A 23,224-nucleotide genomic window follows, 5' to 3' on the forward strand; every position below is an offset into this window, starting at 1 on the left:
TGCGGCATGACCCGGGTCTTGCCGCAAGCCCCCGGGTGCGCTATAGATTGGGAGTGGAAAGAGGTTGACCGCCTTCTACCGGATCAGCTTCTCGCTCTTCAGCCAGTCGTAAGCGACGTCGGCCGGATCCTCACCATCGATGTCGACGCGGCCGTTGAGGTCCTGCATCAGTTCGTCGGTGAGGTGCTCGGAAATCGTTCCGAGCAGCGTGCGTAATTGCGGGTAGCGATCGATGATCGCGCCGCGCACGACCGCTGTGCCGCTGTAGGGCAGGAAGAACTTCTCGTCGTCGTCGAGCACGACCAGATTCAGGTTCTTCACCCGGCCGTCGGTGGTGTAGATCATGCCGAAATTGCACGGGGCGCTCTTGGCCGTGGCCGTGTAGACGACACCGGCGTCCATCCGTGTGACGTTGCCGGACGGCACGCCGTTCGGATCGTTGTAGGGAATCCCGTACTTCCGCAGCATCGGAATGAAACCGTCCGAGCGGCTGAAGAATTCGTCGTCGACGCAGAACGTTCGATCGGGGACGGGGAGCGCCGCCACATCCGACAGCGACCGGACCTTCAGGCGTTCGGCGGTCGGCGTCGACGCGCCGAACGCGTAGGTGTCGTTGAACTCGGCGGGCGGCAGCCACTCCAGGTCGTGGTCGCGCTTCTCGATGTCGTGGACGCGCTGCCAGAGCTCGTGCGGGTCCGAGATCGTCTCGGTCTGGTTGTGGTAGTTGACCCAGCCGGTGCCGGTGTACTCCCAGAGCACGTCGGCGTCACCGTTGAGCTGGGCCTGCCGAGACGAGGCGGAACCCGGCGCCCCGGTCAGGTCGGTGACGCCCGCGCCCGCCGCGGCCAGGTAGGTCGCGGTGATCTTGCCCAGCAACACGCCCTCGGTGAAGCTCTTCGAGGTGACGACCAGCTTCGCCCCGTCCAGCGGCCGCGCACCGTCCGGCAGACGCGCGTCGTGGAAGGTTCCCGACGAGCTCACCAGGCCGCAACCGGCGAGCATCGCGGCTACGACGAGCGCGGACAGCACCGTGACCACTCGTGCTCGTGGTGATCTCATGAGATACCCCGTGGGGTCGCGGCCAGTTCCACCAGTCTGCCGAGCCAGTCGATGAGCAAGGCCAGGAGCCCGACCAGAACCGCGCCGGAGACGAGCAGTTTCGGCAGGAAGAGGGTGACCCCGGTCGTGATCAGCGTGCCGAGGCTGGTCGCGCCGATGAACGTGCTCAGCGTCGCGGTGCCGACCAGGATCACCAGCGCGGTGCGCACCCCGTTGAGGATCACCGGCACCGCGAGCGGTAGCTCGACCTGGAACAGGGTCCGCGAAGCGGAATAACCGATGCCCCGCGACGCCTCGATCGTGCGCTGATCGACCTGCCGAAGCCCGACGATCGTGTTCTGCAGGATCGGCAGCACCGCGTACACGACCAGACCGACGATCGCGGTGCGGAATCCGGTGCCCAGCCAGAAGGTGAACAAGACGAGCAGGCCGACGGCAGGTGCGGCCTGGCCGACATTGGCGATGTTGACGGCGATGGGCTCGAGCCGCTGAACCGCGGGCCGGGTCAGCGCGATGCCCAGCGGGATCGCGACGACCACCACGATCACCGTGGCCACCACGGTCAGCTTCACGTGCTGAAGGATCGTGGTCTGGAGGTTGGCCCAGTCGAGGGACGCCTGCTCCGTCGGCGTGAACGTCGTCGAGCGATACCAGATGACGTATCCGACACCGATGACGAGGATGATGATCGGTTCGAACCACACGTCGAGCGGGACGCGGCGCAGGCGGCTCATGACTGCCCGGCCGATCCGGGTTCGTCGTCGGCGGCGACCACCGGGGTCGGCGCCGGGTCGGTTCCGTCGACGTAGGTCGTGTAGGAGAGGTCCTCCTCGTCGGCGCGCCCCTCGGCCAGCTTGTTCCGGATCACCTCCGTGACCGTGCCGATCCCCAGCGAGCCGAGGACCGCGCCGCGACCGTCGGTGACGAGCGCGGCGCCCTGGCTGGTGGCGAGCATGGCGTCGAGCGCGTCGTTGAGGGTCGAGGATCGTGCGACGACGGGCAATCGCCGATCGAGGTAGTCGGAGACCTCCGGTTTGGTCGCCAGCTCGCCGAGCGAGGGCCACGACCGCGGCCTTCCGGCCTCGTCGACGACGACGACCCAGGTCTGTCCGGCGGCCTTCGCGCGCTCGATCACGCTGTGGGCCTGCTCGCCGACGCGAGCGGTGATCACCTCGTCGTAGGCGACGTCGCGCACCCGGGACACGGTCAGATACGCCAGCTTCGCGCCGGAGCCCACGAACTCCTCCACGAACGGCGTTGCCGGATCGGTGAGGATCTCCTCGGGGCTCGCGTACTGCTCGACGTGACCTCCCTCGGACAGGATGAGCACCTTGTCGCCGAGCTTGGTCGCCTCCTCGAAGTCGTGGGTGACCAGCACGATGGTCTTACCGAGTTCGTGCTGGATCGCGATCAGGCTGTCCTGCAGGCGAACCCGGGTGATCGGGTCGACCGCGCCGAAGGGCTCGTCCATGAGCAGCACCGGCGGGTCCGCCGCGAGCGCGCGCGCGACGCCGACCCGCTGCTGTTGGCCGCCGGACATGTCCTTCGGCAGGCGGTCGGCGAAGGTGCCCGGGTCGAGACCGACCAGATCGAGCAGGTACTCGGTGCGTTCGGCGATCCGCTTCTTGTCCCATCCCAGCACCCGCGGGATGGCGCCGACGTTCTTGGCGACCGTCCAATGGGGGAACAGGCCACCGGACTGGATCACATACCCGATCGATTGCCGCAGTTTGTCGGGATCCTCCCTGGTGACGTCGCGACCGCCGATGAAGATCCGGCCGTCGGTCGGCTCGATCAGCCGGTTGATCATCTTGAGGGTGGTCGTCTTGCCGCACCCGGACGGGCCGACGAACGCGACGATCTCGCCCGCCTCGATCTCGAGGTCGAGACGCTCCACCGCCGGCTTCTGCTGGCCCTTGTAGCGCTTGACGACCGAGTCCAGCCGGATGGACGCACCGGTGACGTTGCGCTCCGGCGCGGGCGGTGCGGGCTGACTGGTCACATCGTCGGTCATGACAGTCCCTTTGCGATCGTGAGGCGTCCGAGCAGGACGAGGAGCGCGTCGAACACCAGCGCGATGAGGACGATGAGGATGGTGCCGGTCAGCGCCATCTCCAGGGCGTTCGCGCCGCCGAGGCGGGAAAGGCCGTTGAAGATCAGCGATCCGAGGCCCGGTCCGAGGACATAGGCGACGATGGCGGCGACACCCACGATCATCTGGGTGGACACCCTGATGCCGGTGAGGATCACCGGCCAGGCGATCGGCAATTCGACGGTCAGCAGAATGCGCCATCGCGAGAAGCCGATCCCGCGCGCGGATTCGACGACCGAGGCGGGCACCGACCGCAAACCCACGATCGCGTTGCCGATCACCGGCAACGCCGCGAAGAACGCGAGCATCACGAAGGACGGGACCACGCCCAGTCCGAAGGGGACCAGCAGGATCGCCAGCAGTGCCAGCGAGGGGATCGTCAGCGCCACCCGGCTGGAGGTCAGCGAAAGCGCGGACAACAGCGGGAGCCGATATACGGCCACCGCGACGAGGACGGCGACGACCGTTCCGACCAAGACCGTCTGGAACGCCAGGGAGGCATGCTGATATGTGAGGAACGCAAGAACTTCGCCCCGCCCTCGGATGTAGTTCCATAGATTCACGGGATTCCCATCGTCAGCCGAAGATCAGGCGGTACCTGTCTGCGATCGGTCGTCCGGGGCGCGAGCCGTCAAAGAGTAATCGATGCCGCGCGTTCGACTGCCGACGGCGCGCGGAGGGCGAATCGCCGGATAACACGGTCATTCATCACAGAGCCTTTCGCTCGAACCCGACGATCGGCTCAGAGAAAACCACGCTCACCCCGGCCCTGCCAGCGTTACGGTCACCCGGATCGAAATACGCGACCTCAGCGAGAATCCATGCAGGGGGATTCGGGTGCGGCTGCCGGGGGTGGTGGGCCGAAGGCGTGGCGGGAAACCCCGGCCTGCGGATTCCAGGCGGGGGAGAGAGCCGCCGATGCGGTGGCGTTGCTCGCTCCATTCGACGCAGGAGCGGGAGAGACCCGCCGACTCGGGTCGGAACCTGTGGCGGAGTGAGCACCCGGTGTTGCCCGGGTGCGGTCGGGGCTCAGGGGCGGGGACGTAAGCCGTCTACCAGCAGGTCGAGCAGGCGGCCCGCCTGTTCCCGGCGTTCCGCGTTCTCGGTGGCGAGCGAGACGCCGCTGAGGCCGACGAGCACGTCCTCGGGTGCGACGTCCGACCGCAGCGTTCCGGCCGACGCTCCGGCTCGGAGCAGGGTGGCGACCGCGGCGGTCAGGCGGTCGCGGCTTTCGGAGAACGGGTTGCCACCGGAGGCGATGAGTGCGCGCAGGGCGTCGCCCATCCCGCGTTTGGCGGTCATGTAGTCGACGAAGCGGTCCATCCACGTGCGCAACGCCTGGTCCGGCGGGAGAGCGGTCGAGAGATCGTCGACCGAATCGCACAGCCGAGCGAGTTCGTTGCGGTAGGCGGCGTCGATGAGCGCCTCGCGGGTGGGGAAGTGGCGGTACAGCGTGCCGATGCCGACGCCCGCTTCTCTGGCGATGGCTTCGAGCGTGACCTCCGGCCCCTCGTGGGAGAACGCGCGCACGGCGACCTCGAGCAACCGGTCTCGGTTGCGTCGTGCGTCGGCGCGCAGCGGGCGTGCGGATGTCATCGAGTCCTCCAAGGAACAAAGCGGAGGCTCCTCCGGTTACAGGGAGTACCGGAGTGCCCTCCGGTTCGAGTCTACCGAGATGGGACCTGTCATGACCGACCGAATCATCACCCCGTTCACCGCCGAATCGACCGCCGCCGAGGTGATCGCGGGGATCGACCTCACCGGGCGGCGGGCCGTCGTCACCGGCGGCTCATCCGGAATCGGTATCGAGACCGCGCGCGCGTTGGCCGGGGCCGGTGCCGAGGTGACCCTCGCGGTCCGCAACCTCGAGGCGGGACGACGCACCGCGGCCGACATCGCCGGCACCACCGGTAACGAGCGGGTGCTGGTCGCTTCGCTCGATCTGTCCGATCAGGCGTCCGTCGCGGCGTTCGTGGCCGGATGGGATGGGCCGCTGCACATGCTGATCAACAACGCCGGTGTGATGGCCGCGCCGCTGACGCGCACACCGCAGGGCTGGGAGATGCAGTTCGCCACCAACCACCTCGGCCACTTCGCGCTGGCCACCGGCCTGCACGGGGCCCTGGCCGCGGCGGGCGGTGCGCGCGTCGTGTCGGTGAGTTCCAGTGCGCATCATCGGTCACCGGTCGTCTTCGACGACATCCACTTCGAGCGCCGCCCCTATGATCCGTGGTCGGCCTACGGGCAGTCCAAGACGGCCAACGTGCTGTTCGCCGTGGAAGCGACCCGTCGATGGGCCGAAGACGGCATCACGGTCAACGCGCTGATGCCCGGCGGAATCCGCACCAATCTGCAGCGCCACGTGTCCGACGAGGAACTCGCGCAGCTCCGAGCTGCCGCGGGCGGGGCGCGCATGATGTGGAAGACGCCGGAGCAGGGCGCGGCCACATCCGTTCTGGTCGCGACGTCGCCCTTGCTCGATGGTGTCGGGGGGCGCTACTTCGAGGATTGCGGCGAAGCCGAGGTCGGCGTGCTCAGCGCCCGCAACGGGGTCGCCGCGTACGCGCTCGATCCCGACGCCGCCGCCCGGCTGTGGCGGGTATCGAGCGAGATGCCGGCCGCCTGAGGGCGCGCCGAATTCTGCGGGCATCGGGGATCAGGGACGGTCGACGCGTTCGAGGGCGAAGCGGGCCAGATTGGTGGAGATGATCTCCGGTTGTCCGCCGGATTGTCTCGCGGCGGCGGTGAGCACGTCGATGTGGTGGTAGCCGGGGGCGGTCACCGTCTCGCCGTGACCACGCGCCCCGGCCGCGACGACCACCCCGGCGCCGCCGATCAGGTTGATGGTGGGATTGGCGAAGATGCCGCCGGGGTGCGTGCGGTGGCGCGTGAGCTCGGGTGCCTGCGACTGGAAGACGTCGAACGCCAGTCTCATCGGGAAATACCACTCGGTGAAGTCCAGCGGTTGCGCCGCCAGGCTGCGCGAGAGATCCGCGATGTCGGTGACCTCATGGGTGGCGTCGGTGAACGCTACGCCGTGGCGGTCGGCCGCGCCCGCGGCCACGGCCGGGTCGTCGTAGTCGCGCCAGGTGTAGAGCGGGCCGTTCGGCTGATCCGGGATGGCTTTGCGATCCGGGCCGAACAACATGCCGGTGAGCCCCCGCAGCGCCGGGACGGCGGCGACGTCACCGGGAAGCGGGAAGTCCTTGTCCACTACGGTGCCGCCGTCGAAGAAGCCGAATCCGGCTTGCAGCAGTGCCAGCGGCTGAGAGTTGGCGTCGAGGAACGCTCCGAGCGCGGCGGCGTTGGTGATGCGGAAGTCGCGCACCGAGGGCGAACCGGTGGCGGCGGACGCCGCATTCCGCGACACCAGGACGCGGTAGGTGGCCTCCTGGTTGAGGCTGCTGGGAACGTAAGTCGCCAGGTCGGATTCGGTGTCGGGCGCGAGATACGCGGCCAGTCCCGCGATGCCGAGCAGGTTCATCGTCTCCGGATTGATGACCGCGGGCAGGGCCAGTACGCGGGGAATCACACCGCCGTCGAGCGCGGCCTCGGCCGCGGCGGAGCCGATGCCGCCGACCGAGAGGTCGAGGATGTCGGGGATGCCGTTGAGGGCGGACAGCGAGGTGTCTATCGAGGAGTCGAGGGCGAAATAACCGGCGCACTGGTCGGCGCCCGCGGCACCGCCGAAATCCCATTCGGCGAAGAACGCGGTGAGCACTCCGCCGAGGGAATGGCCACCGCACAGCGTCTTTCGCTTGCGCGACGCCGGATCCGGCAGTTCGGCGGTGAGCAGGTCGTATTGGTCCTGCACCGTTTGCGCCACGCCGACCCGACCGAGCCATCCGAGCTGCTCGTTCGGCACCACGCCGCCGAAGCGGCGGCCGTCGATATCGGCGCCGCGATAGTAGTAATCGATCGCGAGGTGCACGTCGCGCGCTGCGAGACCGGCGCGTATGCCGAGATGGTCCTCCAGGCAGTTGGAGCGGCGATCCAACGCCCAGAACTCCAGATGCCTGCCCTGCTTCGCCGCCGCGGCAACGGTATTGCGCGCGACGCTGTCGAACGCGCCCGCGCCTTCGAAGATCCCCGGTTGCGCCACCAGAACGGCGTCGGCGTCCGCCGAGCGGGCCGGCCCCACGGCATCCCGGTAGCGCAGATACGACAGCCGGTCGCAGGCGGCTGGATGCGGCCCGACCGACTCCGGCAAGGGAATTCGCAGAGTGACAACGGATTCCGCCACCGATGTGATCGGCGATGAGGACGCGACCGCTGTCTCGGTACGTTCCGGCTCGTTCGGCTGCGCCGTCGCACTGGGCGCCGCGATCGCGACGACCAGCGCGGTGGTCACCATGCCGGATTCCAGGAAACGCAGAACACCGTCACGATGTCTGCCGGACCGATCGTGGCTCGTCAACGATTGTGCCGACATCGACGACCTCTCGTCATGACAGCGGAGCAGCTGTATCACCGGCACATTCCGTGTCGGCGCGATGAAACATAGGGCGACCCCCACCGGCTGTCAACGCCGGTCGAAGCGCCTACGAAACCTCACAAAACGCTGACGGTCAGCTCTGTGGCACAACCCATATGCGTCGAGGCCTTCGGGACTACACCTGATTCCACGCGAGGCGCAGTGCGCCGTTGACGAGATAGCAGGCGAACAGGATCGCGGCCGACGGCAGGGACGTGGCGCCGTAGAGCGCCACCGCACCGGCGCCGAACCACGCCAGTTCGAAGAGCGCCCGAGCTGGGCCGTGCAGCGGGAAGGTGGCATTGCTCCCGCCGCCGGCCGCGAACAGCCCCCACAGCACCCCCAGGAGCACCGGCGCGCCGATACCTGCCGCCACCTTGATCGGCCACTGCGCACTCGCGGTGAAACCCCAGTATCCGGCACTCGCCAGCACGCTCAGTTCCAAGAAGAACATCAGGACCGCATTGAGCGCTTTGACAGTGCTGAACATAGCTACCTCCAGTGACTACCGCTCTTTATAGAGAGCAATGCTCTCATTTGATAGGCGGCAGGTCAAGCGGCGGCCGTGTCCACCGCCCCTACCGGGGTGGATTCGGGACGCACTGGTCCATGCCGACACGATGAGCGCTAGGGGTTGCCCGGGCTGTCCAACCAGCCTGTGTCGGACGCCGCACCGATCCCCGCCCGGTCATCCGGAATTGTGCGGCTACCGCGCCGATCGCCCTTCGCCGCCGCTGTGCGGAGGGAGCGCCGGTGGCGCACGTCATACGACCGCCCTGTTACGGGGGCGCTGTCGCACGCGTCTAGTGGTCGTCCAGTTACTCGGAAAGGCCGACGTGTAGCCAGTAGAGGTGGGCCGGAGGTACATGGCCCGCCGACGAACTAGTGGCGCAGACGCTCGGCGCGCTGCCCGCAGCTTCCTGGACGTTTGCAATAAGCGTGGAAACCAGGAAAGGACAGTCGTCATGCGTATCACGGTCTTCGGAGCCAATGGTCCCACCGGCCGCCTGCTCACCGGACAGGCGCTGGCCGCCGGGCATCAGGTCACCGCGGTCACCCGGCAGCCGAATTCCTTTCCGCTGCGGCATGATCGGCTCGAGGTGGCCGGTGCCGACGTGCTCGATCCGGTGGCCGTCGACGCCGTGGTGGCCGGGCGGGACGCGGTGCTGTCGACGCTCGGAGTGCCCGCCGGGAAAGAACCGATCACCACCTATTCGCGCGGTGTGGCCAATATCGTCGCCGCGATGGATCGGCACCGGGTACGCCGGCTGGCTGTCGTCAGCTCGAGTGGGGTCGAGCCGCACTCGTACTCCGACGGGGGGTTCCTCTTCAACCGGATACTGCTGCCCTACGTGACGCGGGTGCTGGGCAAGACGCTGTACGACGACATGCGGCGGATGGAAGCGCTGGTCCGCGCCAGCGATCTGGACTGGACGATCGTGCGCCCGAGCGGGCTCTACCACCTGCCCTCGGTCACCGACTACACCATCGTGGACGGCCACGCCGACAGCAGGTTCACCGCCCGTGCGGACCTGGCCGCGAGCATGCTGGCCCTGCTGGACGACGACCGTCACCTCCGGGCCACCGTCAGCGTCGTCACCACCGACGACAATCCCACCTTGTTCCAGTGGATCCGCGGCGAAGCACTCGCCAACAGATGAATCATGGGAGCGTCATGATGGTCGGCGCGTCCAACTGCGCCATCCACCCGAATGGCGATGTGGGCTGCGACCTTTCGCCCGGCCATACGCTGTGGGGCATCGTCCCGATCTCCGATGTCGCGATCGACATCCCATTCCTTCCCGCGCATCCGACCTTCGGATCGGCGGGCGCACACGGTCGTCCGGGCAGCCGGTGGATCACCGACGTGCCGCGTCCGGAGGGAAAGGTGTACCAGGGCACCCGCGTCAGTTACGCGGGCGTCACCTGCATCGGGGGACTGCCGAAAGGCACCGGCATAACCTGTGTCGCCAAGGGGCACAGCTTGACCGACGGGGCGCAAGTCGAGATCAGCTGAGCACAGCACCCGTTGGCGAACTCGAACCGCGCGGCGGAATTCGAGGCTGTCGCTCGTGCGGGACACAGCGGTGTTCGCGCCGGATCGGAGTTCGAGAACTCATCGGGAGCTGTGAAATGCCGACTCGAACTCCGATCCGATGCTGTTCATCGGGGCCGGTCGGTGCCGATCAGGTCGTCGCGATGACGATCTGCTCCGATTCGGCCGGCCGCAGGCCGTCGGTCCGGTCGGCGAAGTAGCGGGTGGTCAGCTCGGCGGACGAGATGTGCCGGGCGGCGGCGAATCCGGCGTCTTCGGCCAGCTTCACCAATTCCTCGGGCCGGAAGAAGCTGAGGAACGGGGTGCCGGACCGGCGGGCGCCCTCTTCGGCGAACCGGCGTAGTCGCTGCTCGTCGGCGTCGACGGATTCGAGTGGCAGCAGGAACGTCGTGGCCAGGGTGGAACCCGCCGCGAGCTGCGAAAGTTGCCGCAGCGTCGCGACGTTCGCCTCGCGGGTGAGGTACATCGAGACGCCGGCGGAGGCGACCAGGGCCGGGCGAGTGGGGTCGAAGCCGGCCTCGATCAGCCGCCGCCACCACGCGTCCACCTCGAAATCGACCGGTACCAGCCGCAGCCACGGCGGGATGTCGAAACCGAGTTCGGTGAGACGCTGCCGTTTCCACGCCTGCGGTCCGGGCTGATCGACCTCGAAGACGGTGAACCGTGCGGCGAGGTCGGGCCTGCGCTGGGCGAAGGTGTCCAGCCCCGCGCCGAGCACGACGTACTGATCCACGCCGCGTTCGGCTTGCTCGGCGAGGAGATCCTCCAGAAAGCGGGCGCGGGACACGATGCCCGCGCGCATCGGTGCGGTGGTCCGCTGATCCATGTCCGGCCGGTGCCGCCAGCCCTCCTCGGGCGCGGCCAGGCGCAGGCCGGTGAGATCGTCGAACACGTGCGGGGGCGGGTCGTCCAGGACGTGCAGGGCACGCCACAGTGCCACCCGGACGGCGGTGCTGTCCGGCGTGAGCGTCTCGTGTGCCATTGCCTCACTCCTCGCCCGGCGCCTGCAGGCTCCACAGTCGCCCGTCCGGGTCGCGGACGGTCATCTCCTGGGTGCCGTAGTGGGTCGGTTCGAAGCCGGTGACAATCTCGACGCCGTCGCCCGGAGATTCCCGCGAACTCGGAACCTTCAGCACCAGTTGGGTGCGCGATTGCTGCGTCGGCGGGACCTCGGCGACGAAGACGTACGGGCCGTCGCCGTTGCGGAACTGGCCGGAATGGTGATCGGTCTCGAACTCTATGGCGAAACCCAACCCCTGCAAGAACTTCGCCATCCTGCCCCAGTTGTGGGTCTCCAGGAATACGGCCTCGATGCCCTCGGTCGTCATTGTCGATCCTCTCCAGACGGTGACTGCGGGTGCTCGTCGGCGAGGTAGGCGCGCAGCGCGTCGGTGACCAGCGCCGACAACGACATCTCCGACTCGATCGCCCGGTACTTGAGCTGCTTGATCAGCTCGACCGGCAGATAGACGTTGAACTGCTTCACTTCCTCGCCCATGCAGCGATGCTAGCAAGTTAGCATGCTAGCAACAACTCGGTCGACCGGTCACGCAGCGCCGGGGACGCTGCTGTCGCGCGACGGTCAGGCCTGGACCCGGAGTGACGAAGGCTCGACGACAGTCGCGTCTACACACCGACACGGACCGGCTCGGTTTCCCGGCTCTCGCCGAGGGGCGGCTCGGCGACCGGACGCACTCGATGCAGCGCCGCGTATCCCAGCGCGGCAAGGACAAGGGCGACGAAGATACCGAGGTTGCTGCTGCCCAAGCCGCTCGCTCGGGCCGCGGGGGTGAACAGATATCCGAGAAGTGGGCCGATGTGCGGATCGGGAGAAGTGATCAGGCCGAACCCGACGATCACGGCCACACAGAGGCTGCCGATTCCTGCCCGGTTCACCCCGCCGTAGCCGCCGGCCGGACTGAACAGCGCTGCCCGGTCGTAGCCGACGCGGCGGCGCTGCCAGAGGTCGACCACGAAGATCCCGGACCAGGCGGCCATGACGACCGCCGTGGTGGTCAGAAATGCTTGGAACGGGGCGAAGAAGCCAGGAGCGGCGAAAACGACATATCCGCCTGCGCAGGCGATCAGAACCGCGTCGATCAGCACGGTGTAGTGCCGAGGCATCCGCACGCCCAAGGTCTGTAGCGCGAGCCCCGAGGAGTAGAGGCCGATGGTGGAGCCGGACACGAAGCCGACCAGCGCCAGGATCAGGTACGGCACCAGGAACCACGTGGGCAGATGGGCCGACAAGGCGCTGATCGGATCGGTCTCGGCCAGTGCCGCGACTTCCGGATCGCCCGCGGCCAGCAGCGTCCCGAATCCCATCAGCACTACCGCGGGTGCGGTGCCGCCGAAGGTGACCCATCCCACCAGCGCGCGTTTGCTGGTCTCGCGAGGCAGGTACCTGGTGTAGTCGGCCGCGCAGTTGACCCAGCTGAGACCGAGCAAACTGGCGATCAGCAGGACTCCGCCCGCGAATGTGCCCAGGTTGCCGTGGCCGTGGGTGGCGAACGAGATCCGGGGCAGAGTCAGCGCGATGTAGACGATGGTGAGGGCGGTGAAGGTCAGCGCGAACCACTTCTGGATCCGCAGAATCACGTGACAGCCGTAGATTCCGAGCACCGTGCTCACCAGGATGACGGTGAGGAGAGTGACGACCATCAGCGGCCTGGTATCCGCCGCCGGGGCGAGTCGACGCATCACGGTGCGAGCGGCGAGCGTCGCCAGGACGGCCGAGAACGTCTCCCATCCGACCAGCGCCAGATAACTGATCGCGGTCGGGACCTTGTTGCCATGGAATCCGAACGCCGCCCGACCGGCCACCATGGTCGCCGCCCCGCCCTGCTGTCCGGCCAGCGACACCAGAGCCAGCAGCAGGAAGGAAAGGACCGCACCGATCGCCGCGGCCAGGGCGGCCAGATGCCAGTCGAGTCCGAGCGCCGTCACGTACGGACCGAACGAAACCAAGAGCACATTGCAGCTGGTACCGGCCCACGGCCAGAAAAGGGTCCTGGGTTTGCCCCGGCGCTCTTCCTCGGCGACCCATTCGGTGCCCTTGCGCTCGAAAGACCAGTCGGAAGGTTTCGCCGAAGCCGCCACCATGTCGATATCCATTCGTCGAGGGCGGCGAACGAGCCGTTCACGCGCACCTGGATAACGTGCCGTTATATAACGGCTCAGTGTAGGCGTGAGACTACCGGTGCGGAACCTTCATTGACGTGACAACTTATTCGGCCGTGCGGAAGCCGGTGAGCTGCTGTGAAATGAGCCAAGGTGAAGGTGGCATCCAATCGGAGGGCAACTCCACTCACGTGCAGGAAGAACTCGCGCGCTCATATGACCTGTATGACGAGCCAATAACTGACGGTTTAGTGACGCCCGTATCGAGCCTCGAACGACTGCCGCGAGGTCAAAGCCCCGCGCGCCGTGCGCCCCGCCGCCGCGGGCGCAACTGGTACAGGCGGTACCAGGCCAGGGCGAGGAAGGCGACCCCCAGGCCGGCCACGACTCCCATATCGAGGAGCCAGGTGCCGAGGGTGTGCTTCCATAGCGGGTCGGGTGGGCCCGTATGCGGTGAGAGGGTGTCGAGGTCGAGAGTGGCGGCTCCCGCGCCGAACCCCCAGCGGGACGGCGCGATGTAGGCCAGTTGCTCCAGAACGGGTGTGCCGGGGAGTCGCACCAGCCCGCCCGTGAGTACCAGTTGCGCCATCGAGAGCACGATCAGCAGCGGCAGCGTCTTCTCCGAGGTGTTCACCGCCACCGACACCAGCAAGCCCAGAGCCAGTGACGCGATGCCGAGCAGCGCCATCGCGAGGATCAGCTCCAGCTCGACGGAGGTGAAAAGCCCTTTCGGCGGCATGCTCACGCCGATGGTGCCGACCAGCACCAGCACCGCCGCCTGCAAGGTGGTGATCACTCCCAGGACCAGCAGTTTCGACATCAGATATACGCCCGCCGACAAACCCGCGGCGCGTTCTCTGCGGTAGATCGTCTGCTCCTTGACGATCTCGCGAATCGAGTTGCCGGTGCCGACGAAGCAGGCGGCGAAGGCCAAGACCATGAGCTTGGTCGGGGCATCGACGTTGGTTCCCGGCGCCCCGATGAACCCCTCGCCCGATGGCACCGCGGCGATCAGGCCGCCCAGCAGTACGGGCATCACACCGAGTAGTGCCAGATAGCTGCGATCCGAGGCGATCACCGCCAGATATCGCCTGCACAACGTACTGAGCTGGCTGAACTTGGACTGTGGCGCGGGCGGTGGGGCAGGTGCGTGCACTTCCGCGGGACCGACGTCGTCGGCCGGTGCGACCGCCGCGTACTGCTCGAAGCGTGGCGAAGCCCGGAATTCACCGGCCCAGTCGCGCTCCTCATCGCGGTCGAATGCCTGGAAGACCTCGGCCCAGGTGCGCTTCCCGAACTGCTGCAAACCCTCGGCGGGTGGTCCGTAGTAGGCCAGTTTGCCGCCGGGCACCAAGACCAGCAGACGGTCACAGGAATCGAGGTTCGCCACGCTGTGGGTGACGACGATGACCGTCCGTCCGTCGTGTGCCAGTTCGGACAGCATCTCCATGACCGTCTTGTCCAGACCGGGGTCCAGACCGGAGGTCGGTTCGTCGAGGAACAGCAGCGACGGTTTGGTCAGCAACTCCAGCGCGACGCTCACCCGTTTGCGCTGACCGCCCGAGAGCTTGTCGATGCGGGTGTCCGCGTGCCGTGCCAGGCCCAGTTCTTCGAGCACTTCGTCGACCCGCTGCTCGCGCTCCTCACGTCCCGTGTCACCGGGGAAGCGCAGCTCGGCAGCGTAGAGCAGCGCGCGCCGCGTCGGAAGCTGGTTGTGCAGGATGTCCTCCTGCGGGACCAGTCCGATCCGGTGCCGGAGCTCGTCGTAATCGGTGTACAGGTCGCGTCCGTCGTAGCGGACCGTCCCTTCCGTCGCGGGCCGCAATCCGGTGACCGCGCCGAGCAGAGTGGACTTGCCCGCCCCGCTGGGCCCGATGACGCCGACGAGCGAGCGTTGCGGGATGGGGAACCCCACCCCGTCCAGGAGCACTTTGCCTTCCGGTGTCCGTACCGTGAGGTTCTGCACCGAAACCGACACCTCACCGGTGTCGACGGACTCGCGCAGCTCGTCGCCGACCAGCCGGAACGTGGTATGCCCCAGACCGATCGAATCGAAGTCGGCGAGGTCGGCGGTATCGACTCGGGAGCCGTTGACGTAGGTGCCGTTATGGCTGCCGAGGTCGACGATCTGGTATTTACCCGGGCCGATCGTGCGCAGCTCGGCGTGATGGCGGGAGACCATGAGGTCGGGCGTGACGATGTCGTTGTCGGTGGCCCGTCCGATCCGGAGCGTGGGTTCGGTGATCCGGACGACCGCGGTGGGGTGGGCGGTCGGAGGCGAAACCCGCCGGGGGAGGCCCGGAAGGAACTTCGTGACCGTGGCTTCGTCATCGAGGTCGTAGCCGGGATCGGCGACGAGCATCGTGTCTCCACCGGCCTCTCCACCGGACTCGGGGGCGGGCCGCCCGTCTTGTCCTTCCAAGGAACAGGCCAATTGCTCGCCGTCGACGGCGTGACCCAGCTGGAACGTCTCGTCGTGGTCGATCACCATCTCCTCGACGCGGTGACCGTCGAAAAAGGTTCCGTTCAGACTGCCCGCGTCCTCGATTTTCCAACCTTCCGCATCCCGTTCCAGAACGGCATGCAAGGAAGATACGCGCGGATCGGTGACGACGACGTCGGCCTCTGGATCCCGGCCGACGTTATATGCGCCCCCGGCACGTAGCCGATAGACGCGTTCCCTGGTATGCACCACGAGAACCGGTGCATCGGGAAATTCGGTGGAGGACGATTCATCCGCCATATTGCGAGTATACGACCGGGCCGTACCACCACCGCAAGAGTTGTTCATCGCCGAGGCGTCAGGGCGAGATCGGCCGCATCGGGCATCGTCGGCGCTACCGAGCAATCCCATCGAACCCAGTTCGAACAGCGCATACCCACCGGACGGGCCGAAGAGCTACCGCCTCCGTGCCCGTGTGAACCCGGCGGACGATCTGGCGGGTTTCCGTCGGTCGGTGTTATTCGGCGAAGATTGATCACGCGGGTCTGAAATACCGACGGGCGCTGGAAGATACGGCTTCGCTGCGAAAGATGGAAGCGAACTCGAACCATCGGGAATTTTCGGAACATTGTGCTGCGAGCGGTTCTGCTGCGATAACTCGTCCTGTCGGATGCTTCGAAAGAGGTATCACGCCGCGTATGTCCCTCGAATTCGTCGACGCGCCACCCGCTGGCGCTGATCGACAATTTTCGGGTCGATCAACGAATTCGTGCTTTTGGGGGCGCTTCGGTCTCGGCCGGATCGATCTCCGGTAAGCACCGTCTCGAGCAAAATCCTTGCGGAGGTGTCTGATTCAGCCGGATCGAGATCAGATCCCGTGGCAGTCGGATGCCCGCTGTCGCCGTCACGGTACCAAGTTGGGCAGGCCCTTCATGCGGGTGTCGGTGTCACCGTGCGATCAGCCGGCGAATGGGGGCAGGGCCGCGAATTCTCCATGCGCAACAGTGCGGGCTGAGCATCCAGCCACACCACGAAAGCTTCGATCAGGCAGCCGTTCTCGGCGCTTCGCTCGGCCAGGCGACGACGCAGAGTGGTCAGATCCTCGAGCGGTGCGGGCAGGTCGGGGACGAGGCCGAAGTACGTCACGTTCACCATGTCACCGGTCCGGGGATCGCGCCAGGTCGCGTTGTCGACCTGCTGCATCCGGCCGGTGTCGAACGAAATGGGCACCGGGTCAGAGTATCCGCGACCGGCAGGTACGGGCGCGCGAGCCGGTGATAAGGTGGCCGCGTGCTCATCGAGGTCGACAGACTGTAGCCGCCTCTTCGAAGGCGGCGTCTCCGGGTCGGGCGTTCATCACTCCGATGAACCGCCGAGTCGCGCGTATGCGTATCGCGCGGACACCCTTGTGCGCACCCTCACCATGTCGTCGACAGGTCGTGGAATCGGCCTCGGCGCACGGTGCCCGTCGCCCAGCCTTCGAAGATCTCATCGCGCGGTAATCGTCCGCGGGCCTGACGTCTCCGAGTTCCACGGTGATCGCCGCTGCCCGCTGCCGCGTGCGCAGCCCGCAACCCGGGCTTCGAACGCAAAGCTTCCCTCAGGGCACAAGGAGAACCACACATGCCTTCATCCACGCATTCGCCGATCACGCTGCACGATCTGTCGTTCGAATGGCCCGACGGCGGCGTCGCGCTCGCGCGGCTCAACGGCGTCTTCGGCGCCGGACGAACGGGACTGGTCGGTCGCAACGGCGCGGGCAAGTCCACCCTGCTGCGCCTGATCGCGGGGATCCTGACGCCCACCTCGGGCCACATCGAGGTCGCGGGCGAAGTCGGCTACCTACCCCAGACGCTGACCCTCGGCCACGGCACCACCCTCGCCGAACTGCTCGGCATCGCGGGCACGCTTGCCGCATTACGCGCGATCGAATCCGGAGACACCGACGAACGGCACTTCGAGGAGGTGGGCGACGACTGGGACATCGAAGCGCGCGCCGACGAGGCGCTGCACGAGATCGGCTTCACCGCAGCGGATCTCGACCGGCGTGTCGACGAGATCTCCGGCGGGCAAGCCGTGCTCGCGGCCGTCACCGGGCTGCGGATCCGCCGCACTCCGATCACGCTGCTCGATGAACCGACGAACAATCTGGACCGGGCCACGCGCGCGCAACTGGGCGCGTTCGTCGACACTTGGCCGGGGACCCTCGTCGTGGTCAGCCACGACCTCGAACTGCTCGAACGCATGGACAGCACCGCCGAACTACACGCGGCGGCGATGGAAGTGTTCGGTGGCCCCTACAGTGCTTGGAAACAACAACTCGAACAGCGACAGTCCGCGGCCGCGCAGGCGGCCCGGACCGCCGAACAGGCACTGAAGACCGAAAAACGGCAGCGGATCGAAGCCGAGACCAAACTCGCGCGCCGCGAGCGCACCGCACGAGCGACGCAGCAGCACGGCGGCATCCCGCGCATCCTGGCTGGCAACCGGGCCAGTCGAGCACAGGCATCGGCGGGCGCGATGCGCACCGGTCTCGACGCGAAAGTCCGAACCGCTCAGCAACTTCTCGATGACGCCGCCTCTCGCGTCCGCCGCGAGGAACACATCCACCTCGACCTGCCCGACCCGGACGTGCCACGCGGCAGGCGCATCGCCGAACTACACGACGGCGACCACACCCTCGTCATCCAGGGCCCCGAGCGGGTCGCGCTGGTGGGACCCAACGGCGCCGGGAAATCGACGTTGATCGAGAACCTGCTGGGCATCAGGATTCACGCGCCAGGGCACGTGACGGGCGCCCTGTTCACCGACCGCGTCGGCTACCTGCCGCAACGCCTGGACGGACTCGTCGAGTACGCAGGCGCGGTGGACAACGTGCACGCCGTCGCCACCACCACCCCACCGGCTACCATCCGCAATCAGCTGGCCCGGCTGCTGCTGCGGGGCGACAGCGTGGACCGGCCGGTGTCGACGCTCTCGGGTGGTGAACGCTTCCGCGTCTCGCTGGCCCGGCTGCTGCTGGCCGACCCACCCGCCCAACTGCTGATTCTCGACGAGCCCACCAACAACCTCGATATCGCCAGCGTCGAGCAGCTCATCGAGGCGCTCGCCGGCTACCGGGGCGCGGTCCTCGTCGTCAGCCACGACCATCCGTTCCTGGCGCGAATCGGCATCGACACCATCGTCGAACTCGGAACGGACGGCCATCTGCGGCGGCACGGGACGCTCGAGGAACTCACCCACTGACGAACCGGCGCGGCCACCATGCGCGATACGCGTCGCGCACCACCCATTGGGCGACCGGCATGGTGGCCGCCGCGGCACCGGAATTCGCCACTGTTGCGGTCCGGGACGTTATCGGAGGGGTTATGCGGTGGCGTCGTCTCCGGCCGGTAGGAGTCCGGCGAGATCGGTTCGTGAGCTGACTCCGAGCTTGGGGAAGATCCGGTGCAGGTGGGTGCTGACGGTGCGATGCGACAGATACAGCCGCTGCCCGATCTCGCGGTTGGTCAGGCCCTGAGCCGCCAACCGCGCGATGCTCAGCTCGTGCGGGGTGAGCTGCTCGCGGGCGTCCGGGCTCCGGTTGGGGCTCGATTCGCCGGCGCCGCGCAGTTCGAGGCGGGCTCGTTCGCTCCAGGCGGCGAACCCGAGAGCGTCGAAAGTCTCTCTGGCCGTGCGCAAATGGGTCCGGGATTCGACGACCCGGCGCTGCCGCCGCAGCCATTCACCGTAGGAAAGGTGCAGTCGCGCGCGTTCGGCAGGCCAGCCGCTCAGGTCCGCCGCCAGCGCACCGGTGAAATGCTCTTCGGCGGTGTCCGTCGCGAGCAGGGCCTGTGCGTAGCGCAATCCGATGTGCAGGGCGGGTGCGGGTGTGGCCGCAGCCGCGGGTTCCAGTTCGCGCACCAGCTCCCGGAGGGCGTCGGCCTGCCCGGCCCGGATCGCGGCATCGGTGAGTTCGGTGAGGAAATACGCGCGCAGGGCCGGCGAGTGGGACGGATCGCCGGGGTCGTGCATCCGGCGGAGATCGGCGAAGGCGTCGTCGAATCGTCCCTCACCGAGGGCCGCGATCCCGCGAGCGAGCTGCACGGTGGCAAGTACCGGCCGTGCGCCGGAGGCGAGGCCGATCCGTTCGGCGTCCGCGCCGAGGGCGGCGGCGTGCGGATATTCGCCGTGCAGTGCGGCGATCTCGGCTTGCACGGCGACGGCCAGTCCGTGCATGAAGGGTTGCCCGGTCTCGTGGGCGAAGGTCGCGGCTTCGGCCGCGACGGGTGCCGCGGTGGCGAGGTCGCCGAGCCGGGTCAGGCTCCAGGCCCGCACCGTGAGCGCGCGTGGCAGCAGTCCCAGCTTGCCCGCCGTGCGCAGGCCGGGTGCGGCCGCGGTGGAGAAGTGGGCGGCGAGGTCGAACGCGCCCACCTGGAGGGCCGCGCTGCCCAGGAAACGATCGGTCTCGGGGTCGCGGCCGGTGCCGGAGGCCAGTGCGCGCAGGTGGTGGTGAACGCGTTCGCCGCGTTCGAAGGGGGCCACATACGCGGCGACGGCGACCAATCGCGGGTCGTCCTCGGGAATGGGGAGTTCGTCGGCGACGGCGAGGAGCGCGCGACGGGTGGCGAGGCCGGGTTCGGACCAGAAGCACCGCATGGCCGCACCCCACAGAATCCGCATCGCCGCGTCGGCGTGGCCGTCGGCGGCGACGGCTGCTGCCAGCGCCGCCAACTCGGCGATGCGCGAGGGATCTTCGCGTACTCCGTCGTCGAATCCGCTGAGCAACCAGGCCGCGGTGGCGTGGTGGCGGGGTGTCGAGGGGAGTGCGCGCGCGGCGTGGACGAGTCGCTCGGCGGTGGCGCGGCGGCCGGAGTCGACGGCGAGTTCGGCCGCGCGCAGCAGACGGTCCGCTTGCCGGTCGGGGTGGTCGGTCAGGGCGGCAGCCCGCTCCAGCGCCGCGATCGCGCCGGTGCGGTGGCGGGCGCGTTCGGCGACGTCTTCCAGTTCGAGGGCCACCCGTTCGTCCGGACCCACCGTGGCCGCGGCGCGCTGCCAGGTGCGCCGGTCCGGCCGTTCGATGGTGTCGGCGAGCGCGTGGTGCGCGCGCCGGCGTTCGTCGGCCGTCGCTGTGGCGGCGATGGCCGATCGCATCAGCGGGTGCCGGAAGGTCATCGTGGCGGTGCCGAGTTCGATCAGCCGGGCCTCGACCGCGGGCGTGAGGATCGCGGGCTCGGCCGTGGATCCGAGCAGAACGCCTGTGGCGGTGAGCGTTTCCGCGAGGGAGTCGCTGTCGTTGAGCGCGGCGACGAGTAACGCGGATCGGGTCGGAGCGGGAAGTGTGGCGCCGCGTGCGGTGAAAGCGCGTTCGAGCCGTTCGGTCAGCGGCAGGGCCGCGCCGGGTTCCTGGAGGTCACCGGCCACCGTGGGCAGCTCGGTGAGCGCGAGCGGGTTGCCGTGGGCCGCGGCCAGCAGTCGCCGACGGCTCGGCGCGGACAGCTCGGGTGCGGCGTGGTCGAGCAGTGCCGCCGCGTGATCGTCGGGCAACGGCTCGAGTGGCGTGAGGGTCAGCTCCGCGTCGGCGAGCGGTGAGTGGTAGCCGTCGCGGAGCGTGGCGATCATGGCGATCGGTTCGGTGTCGATGCGGCGGGCGACGAAGGCGAGGACCTCGACGCAGGCGTGATCGAGCCAGTGCACGTCTTCGGCGACGATCAGCAGCGGCCGCTCGACCGCCGCGTCGGCCAGCAGTGTCAGCGCGGCGAGCCCGACCAGGTAGGTGCTCGGCTCCGCCTCGGCGTCCGACAGGCCCAATGCGGTTGTCAGCGCCTCGTATTGACGTGGGGGCAAGGCGTCGAACCCGTGGCGCAGCGGGTACAGCAGGCGGTGCAATCCGGCGTAGGCGTAGTTCTGTTCGGCTTCGACGCCCGCCGTCCGCAGCACCCGCAGCCCCGCGATGGCCGCGGCGGCGACCGTCTCGTCCACGAGCGCCGACTTTCCGATGCCGGCCTCCCCCCGCAGGAGGATACCGCTGCGTTCGGCGGGACCGTCGACGAGTGCGCGCAGGTCCTTCAGCTCGGTGTCTCGGCCGAACAGCGGCATGACGCGGCACTCCTTCTCCGGGTCGCCCGCCGGATGCGGGCCCTGCCGAGACCCTACCCACGCGGGTGAACCCGAGCCCGTGGAGCGGATGGTGCCATGTGGTGGCCGGGATGACCCGCCTGCGCTGGTCGATCACCCCGGACAGCTACGGTGAGGTCCGTAGCCAATCGGTGAGCGCTGTGAAGTCCGTATCGAGCAGACCCAGAACGCCGTCGACACGATGCAGCAGGGCGCGGCCGTGGTGGTTGCCGCAGACCCAGGCCGAATCCTGCTCCCTGATCTCGTCATCGATCCAGATGAACGAGCGTCCGGCGGCCGAGGTGACCACAGCTCTGGTCTTCCAGTGCAACTCGTCGTCGAAATAGTCGCCTCCGGGATAGTCGGGCAACGCCACCACCGGCAGCTGCGGCAGACCGAGGATCGGCGCGAGCACGCGGTTGGCGTCCTCGCCCCAGCCGGTGGCCCACCTCAGTTCACAGTCCAGTGCCAGCAGCCGGTCGCCGACGCTTCGGGTCAGCCCGGACAGGAGCGGATTCGATGGCTGCTGCCATGCTGACCAGTCCACCTCGCTCACCGATGGAGCGGCGGTGCCGTAGGGGAGCAATGTCCCGTCGACGTCCAAGAACAACAACGGTCGAGTCGAACCACCGGCCACGGCGACAATTCTGCGCACCGCAGCGCAGTGACGGCAACCAGGTCGGGAGCAACTCCCGGCAGTTGCTCGAACCTGCCGCATCGGCTGTGCTGACATTCGCGGTGAATCCTTTGGTGATGTCCGGCCCTCTCATACTTGTGCCGGCCACCAGGTCGGCGCGAATCGAGGAGGTTGTCATGATCATTGCCGCCATCGCAGTGGCGACCGTGCTGGTGGGCTGGTGCAGCGTTACCGTGCTTCGGCGTTGGAGCCGCTCGCGTGACTGACCACACCTGGCCGGACGAGCGTTTGATCGCCGCGGCGCGCGAAGGTGACGCCACGGCGATCGCCGCACTGGTATCCGGTTCGTACCCGCATGTGCGCCGGTTCGCTCACACACTGTGCGCTTCCGCCGAAGACGCGGAGGACGCCGCACAAGAAGCGCTGATCATCCTCTATCGCAAGATCGGGACGTTGCGGGCCTCCGGTGCGCTGGCGTCGTGGATGTTCCGCATCGTCCGCAACGAGTGCGTACGGCAGTGGCGCATGGTGACAAGGCAATTCGACCTGATGCCCGATTCCTTCGTGGTGTCGGCCGAGGACGCGGCCGTGCAGCGACTCGAAACCGCCCAGGTGGCGGCGGTGATCGCCGCGCTGCCCGCCGACCAGCGGCGGGTGCTGATCATGCGAGACGTTCAGGGGTACAGCGGCCGGATGGTCGCGGGCATGCTCGGCCTGAGTGTCGCGGCGATGAAGTCACGGCTGCACCGTGCCCGGGCAACGGTGCAGCACCAGCTGCGGAATACACCGCACCCGACTCCGGAAAGGAGCGGACAGAATGACCGATGAGCAGAACTTCGCCAGCGCCTCGGTGCCCCGGCATCTGGTACGCGGCGTCGTGGGATTCGGCGCGCTGATCGGCGCGATCGCGTTGCTGCCGGTATTCGGGATGTTCGCATTGCTGCTGGCACCGGTGGGTCTGCTCGCACTGCGCGGGTGCCCGACCTGCTGGGCGATCGGGCTGATGCAAACCATCTCGCGCGGCCGGCTGCAACGTTCGTGCGCCGACGGTCGGTGTCGCCTGACCGGTGCCGATCAGCTCCGGTCCGGACACGGCACCCGGGCGCCTGATCATGTGGTGCCAGCGGTCGGCGGCGATGTGCGACGAGCGTCACACTCGGAAGATCAAGGCGTCATGTAACGCTGGGCGCCGCTGTAACGAATAACAGCCGGGTACAGATGTTTTGGTCACCACTGGGGGTGACCGG

At 67.8% G+C, this 23,224-nt stretch carries 21 protein-coding genes; 6 read left to right on the forward strand and 15 right to left on the reverse strand.

From position 1 onward, the window contains the following. Nucleotides 1-75: 75 nt before the first annotated feature. The 5 genes from ON29_RS32940 to ON29_RS32960 form a co-directional block, all read right to left on the reverse strand. Nucleotides 76-1,059, reverse strand: a complete 984-nt coding sequence (locus ON29_RS32940) for a glycine betaine ABC transporter substrate-binding protein (RefSeq protein WP_040872162.1) — start codon at nucleotides 1,057-1,059, stop codon at nucleotides 76-78. After that, nucleotides 1,056-1,793, reverse strand: a complete 738-nt coding sequence (locus tag ON29_RS32945) for an ABC transporter permease (protein WP_040872164.1) — start codon at nucleotides 1,791-1,793, stop codon at nucleotides 1,056-1,058. The genes ON29_RS32940 and ON29_RS32945 overlap by 4 nt, the downstream gene beginning before the upstream one ends. Beyond that, the gene (locus ON29_RS32950; RefSeq protein WP_040872165.1) at nucleotides 1,790-3,073 is read right to left on the reverse strand and encodes an ATP-binding cassette domain-containing protein; all 1,284 of its coding nucleotides are present in this window, start codon (nucleotides 3,071-3,073) and stop codon (nucleotides 1,790-1,792) included. Before ON29_RS32950 ends, ON29_RS32945 begins: the two co-directional genes overlap by 4 nt. Then, entirely contained in the window at nucleotides 3,070-3,714 is a 645-nt protein-coding gene (locus tag ON29_RS32955) for an ABC transporter permease (protein WP_040872167.1), read from the reverse strand. The genes ON29_RS32950 and ON29_RS32955 overlap by 4 nt, the downstream gene beginning before the upstream one ends. Nucleotides 3,715-4,180: 466 nt before the next feature. Beyond that, entirely contained in the window at nucleotides 4,181-4,747 is a 567-nt protein-coding gene (locus tag ON29_RS32960; protein ID WP_040872168.1) for a TetR/AcrR family transcriptional regulator, read from the reverse strand. 91 nt (nucleotides 4,748-4,838) lie between these two features. Here ON29_RS32960 and ON29_RS32965 point away from each other — a divergent pair, with 91 nt between their 5' ends. Continuing rightward, complete coding sequence (locus ON29_RS32965) at nucleotides 4,839-5,777, forward strand: SDR family NAD(P)-dependent oxidoreductase (protein WP_040872170.1); 939 nt, start codon at nucleotides 4,839-4,841, stop codon at nucleotides 5,775-5,777. Nucleotides 5,778-5,807: 30 nt separating this feature from the next. On the opposite strand, the gene ON29_RS32970 is transcribed toward ON29_RS32965, so the two are convergent. Next, nucleotides 5,808-7,583 (reverse strand): hypothetical protein, encoded by a 1,776-nt coding sequence (locus ON29_RS32970; protein ID WP_245549317.1) that lies wholly within the window; start codon nucleotides 7,581-7,583, stop codon nucleotides 5,808-5,810. Between the two features lie 178 nt (nucleotides 7,584-7,761). Further along, nucleotides 7,762-8,115, reverse strand: a complete 354-nt coding sequence (locus ON29_RS32975; RefSeq protein WP_040872171.1) for a YrdB family protein — start codon at nucleotides 8,113-8,115, stop codon at nucleotides 7,762-7,764. A 475-nt stretch (nucleotides 8,116-8,590) separates the two neighbouring features. Here ON29_RS32975 and ON29_RS32980 point away from each other — a divergent pair, with 475 nt between their 5' ends. Next, nucleotides 8,591-9,286 carry an NAD(P)-dependent oxidoreductase gene (locus ON29_RS32980; protein ID WP_040872173.1) on the forward strand — a complete coding sequence of 232 codons (696 nt, stop codon included), beginning with the start codon at nucleotides 8,591-8,593 and terminating at the stop codon, nucleotides 9,284-9,286. Then, nucleotides 9,283-9,642 (forward strand): hypothetical protein, encoded by a 360-nt coding sequence (locus ON29_RS32985; RefSeq protein ID WP_157173001.1) that lies wholly within the window; start codon nucleotides 9,283-9,285, stop codon nucleotides 9,640-9,642. The genes ON29_RS32980 and ON29_RS32985 overlap by 4 nt, the downstream gene beginning before the upstream one ends. A gap of 169 nt (nucleotides 9,643-9,811) precedes the next feature. Here ON29_RS32985 and ON29_RS32990 read toward each other — a convergent pair whose 3' ends face one another. The 6 genes from ON29_RS32990 to ON29_RS33015 form a co-directional block, all read right to left on the reverse strand. Next, nucleotides 9,812-10,663: a class I SAM-dependent methyltransferase gene (locus ON29_RS32990; protein ID WP_040872177.1), complete on the reverse strand. Its 852-nt coding sequence runs from the start codon at nucleotides 10,661-10,663 to the stop codon at nucleotides 9,812-9,814. A 4-nt stretch (nucleotides 10,664-10,667) separates the two neighbouring features. Then, nucleotides 10,668-11,009: a glyoxalase gene (locus ON29_RS32995; RefSeq protein WP_040872179.1), complete on the reverse strand. Its 342-nt coding sequence runs from the start codon at nucleotides 11,007-11,009 to the stop codon at nucleotides 10,668-10,670. Beyond that, nucleotides 11,006-11,179: a ribbon-helix-helix domain-containing protein gene (locus ON29_RS33000; protein ID WP_040872181.1), complete on the reverse strand. Its 174-nt coding sequence runs from the start codon at nucleotides 11,177-11,179 to the stop codon at nucleotides 11,006-11,008. Before ON29_RS33000 ends, ON29_RS32995 begins: the two co-directional genes overlap by 4 nt. 128 nt (nucleotides 11,180-11,307) lie before the next feature. Further along, complete coding sequence (locus ON29_RS33005; RefSeq protein ID WP_040872346.1) at nucleotides 11,308-12,783, reverse strand: purine-cytosine permease family protein; 1,476 nt, start codon at nucleotides 12,781-12,783, stop codon at nucleotides 11,308-11,310. Nucleotides 12,784-13,090: 307 nt separating this feature from the next. Continuing rightward, on the reverse strand, nucleotides 13,091-15,544 hold the full coding sequence (locus ON29_RS33010; RefSeq protein ID WP_051175882.1) for an FHA domain-containing protein: 2,454 nt from the start codon (nucleotides 15,542-15,544) through the stop codon (nucleotides 13,091-13,093). Nucleotides 15,545-16,174: 630 nt separating this feature from the next. Beyond that, nucleotides 16,175-16,474 carry a hypothetical protein gene (locus ON29_RS33015; RefSeq protein ID WP_051175883.1) on the reverse strand — a complete coding sequence of 100 codons (300 nt, stop codon included), beginning with the start codon at nucleotides 16,472-16,474 and terminating at the stop codon, nucleotides 16,175-16,177. Between the two features lie 393 nt (nucleotides 16,475-16,867). Here ON29_RS33015 and ON29_RS33020 point away from each other — a divergent pair, with 393 nt between their 5' ends. After that, nucleotides 16,868-18,490, forward strand: coding sequence for an ABC-F family ATP-binding cassette domain-containing protein (locus tag ON29_RS33020; protein ID WP_040872182.1), 1,623 nt, complete (start codon nucleotides 16,868-16,870; stop codon nucleotides 18,488-18,490). Between the two features lie 120 nt (nucleotides 18,491-18,610). Here the strand turns inward: ON29_RS33020 and ON29_RS33025 are convergent, their stop codons facing one another. Then, nucleotides 18,611-21,322 (reverse strand): ATP-binding protein, encoded by a 2,712-nt coding sequence (locus ON29_RS33025; protein WP_040872184.1) that lies wholly within the window; start codon nucleotides 21,320-21,322, stop codon nucleotides 18,611-18,613. Between the two features lie 145 nt (nucleotides 21,323-21,467). After that, nucleotides 21,468-21,953: an HAD domain-containing protein gene (locus ON29_RS33030; protein ID WP_217999374.1), complete on the reverse strand. Its 486-nt coding sequence runs from the start codon at nucleotides 21,951-21,953 to the stop codon at nucleotides 21,468-21,470. Between the two features lie 282 nt (nucleotides 21,954-22,235). Between ON29_RS33030 and ON29_RS33040 the strand changes: the two genes are divergently transcribed. Next, the gene (locus tag ON29_RS33040) at nucleotides 22,236-22,805 is read left to right on the forward strand and encodes an RNA polymerase sigma factor (RefSeq protein WP_040872190.1); all 570 of its coding nucleotides are present in this window, start codon (nucleotides 22,236-22,238) and stop codon (nucleotides 22,803-22,805) included. After that, complete coding sequence (locus ON29_RS33045) at nucleotides 22,795-23,157, forward strand: hypothetical protein (RefSeq protein ID WP_217999375.1); 363 nt, start codon at nucleotides 22,795-22,797, stop codon at nucleotides 23,155-23,157. Before ON29_RS33040 ends, ON29_RS33045 begins: the two co-directional genes overlap by 11 nt. Nucleotides 23,158-23,224 lie beyond the last annotated feature (67 nt).

It is taken from the genome of Nocardia exalbida NBRC 100660, from assembly GCF_000308575.1.
Classification (GTDB): domain Bacteria; phylum Actinomycetota; class Actinomycetes; order Mycobacteriales; family Mycobacteriaceae; genus Nocardia; species Nocardia exalbida.

What these genes read in the sequence shown, in the direction of transcription:
- ON29_RS32975 (WP_040872171.1), bottom strand. Translation starts at nt 8,115, where the DNA reads ATGTTCAGCACTGTCAAAGCGCTCAATGCGGTCCTGATGTTCTTCTTG.
- ON29_RS32945 (WP_040872164.1), bottom strand. Translation starts at nt 1,793, where the DNA reads ATGAGCCGCCTGCGCCGCGTCCCGCTCGACGTGTGGTTCGAACCGATC.
- ON29_RS32980 (WP_040872173.1), top strand. Translation starts at nt 8,591, where the DNA reads ATGCGTATCACGGTCTTCGGAGCCAATGGTCCCACCGGCCGCCTGCTC.
- ON29_RS32950 (WP_040872165.1), bottom strand. Translation starts at nt 3,073, where the DNA reads ATGACCGACGATGTGACCAGTCAGCCCGCACCGCCCGCGCCGGAGCGC.
- ON29_RS32990 (WP_040872177.1), bottom strand. Translation starts at nt 10,663, where the DNA reads ATGGCACACGAGACGCTCACGCCGGACAGCACCGCCGTCCGGGTGGCA.
- ON29_RS33005 (WP_040872346.1), bottom strand. Translation starts at nt 12,783, where the DNA reads ATGGTGGCGGCTTCGGCGAAACCTTCCGACTGGTCTTTCGAGCGCAAG.
- ON29_RS33025 (WP_040872184.1), bottom strand. Translation starts at nt 21,322, where the DNA reads ATGCCGCTGTTCGGCCGAGACACCGAGCTGAAGGACCTGCGCGCACTC.
- ON29_RS33020 (WP_040872182.1), top strand. Translation starts at nt 16,868, where the DNA reads ATGCCTTCATCCACGCATTCGCCGATCACGCTGCACGATCTGTCGTTC.
- ON29_RS33045 (WP_217999375.1), top strand. Translation starts at nt 22,795, where the DNA reads ATGACCGATGAGCAGAACTTCGCCAGCGCCTCGGTGCCCCGGCATCTG.
- ON29_RS33010 (WP_051175882.1), bottom strand. Translation starts at nt 15,544, where the DNA reads ATGGCGGATGAATCGTCCTCCACCGAATTTCCCGATGCACCGGTTCTC.
- ON29_RS32960 (WP_040872168.1), bottom strand. Translation starts at nt 4,747, where the DNA reads ATGACATCCGCACGCCCGCTGCGCGCCGACGCACGACGCAACCGAGAC.
- ON29_RS32965 (WP_040872170.1), top strand. Translation starts at nt 4,839, where the DNA reads ATGACCGACCGAATCATCACCCCGTTCACCGCCGAATCGACCGCCGCC.
- ON29_RS33000 (WP_040872181.1), bottom strand. Translation starts at nt 11,179, where the DNA reads ATGGGCGAGGAAGTGAAGCAGTTCAACGTCTATCTGCCGGTCGAGCTG.
- ON29_RS32940 (WP_040872162.1), bottom strand. Translation starts at nt 1,059, where the DNA reads ATGAGATCACCACGAGCACGAGTGGTCACGGTGCTGTCCGCGCTCGTC.
- ON29_RS32970 (WP_245549317.1), bottom strand. Translation starts at nt 7,583, where the DNA reads ATGTCGGCACAATCGTTGACGAGCCACGATCGGTCCGGCAGACATCGT.
- ON29_RS32995 (WP_040872179.1), bottom strand. Translation starts at nt 11,009, where the DNA reads ATGACGACCGAGGGCATCGAGGCCGTATTCCTGGAGACCCACAACTGG.
- ON29_RS32985 (WP_157173001.1), top strand. Translation starts at nt 9,283, where the DNA reads ATGAATCATGGGAGCGTCATGATGGTCGGCGCGTCCAACTGCGCCATC.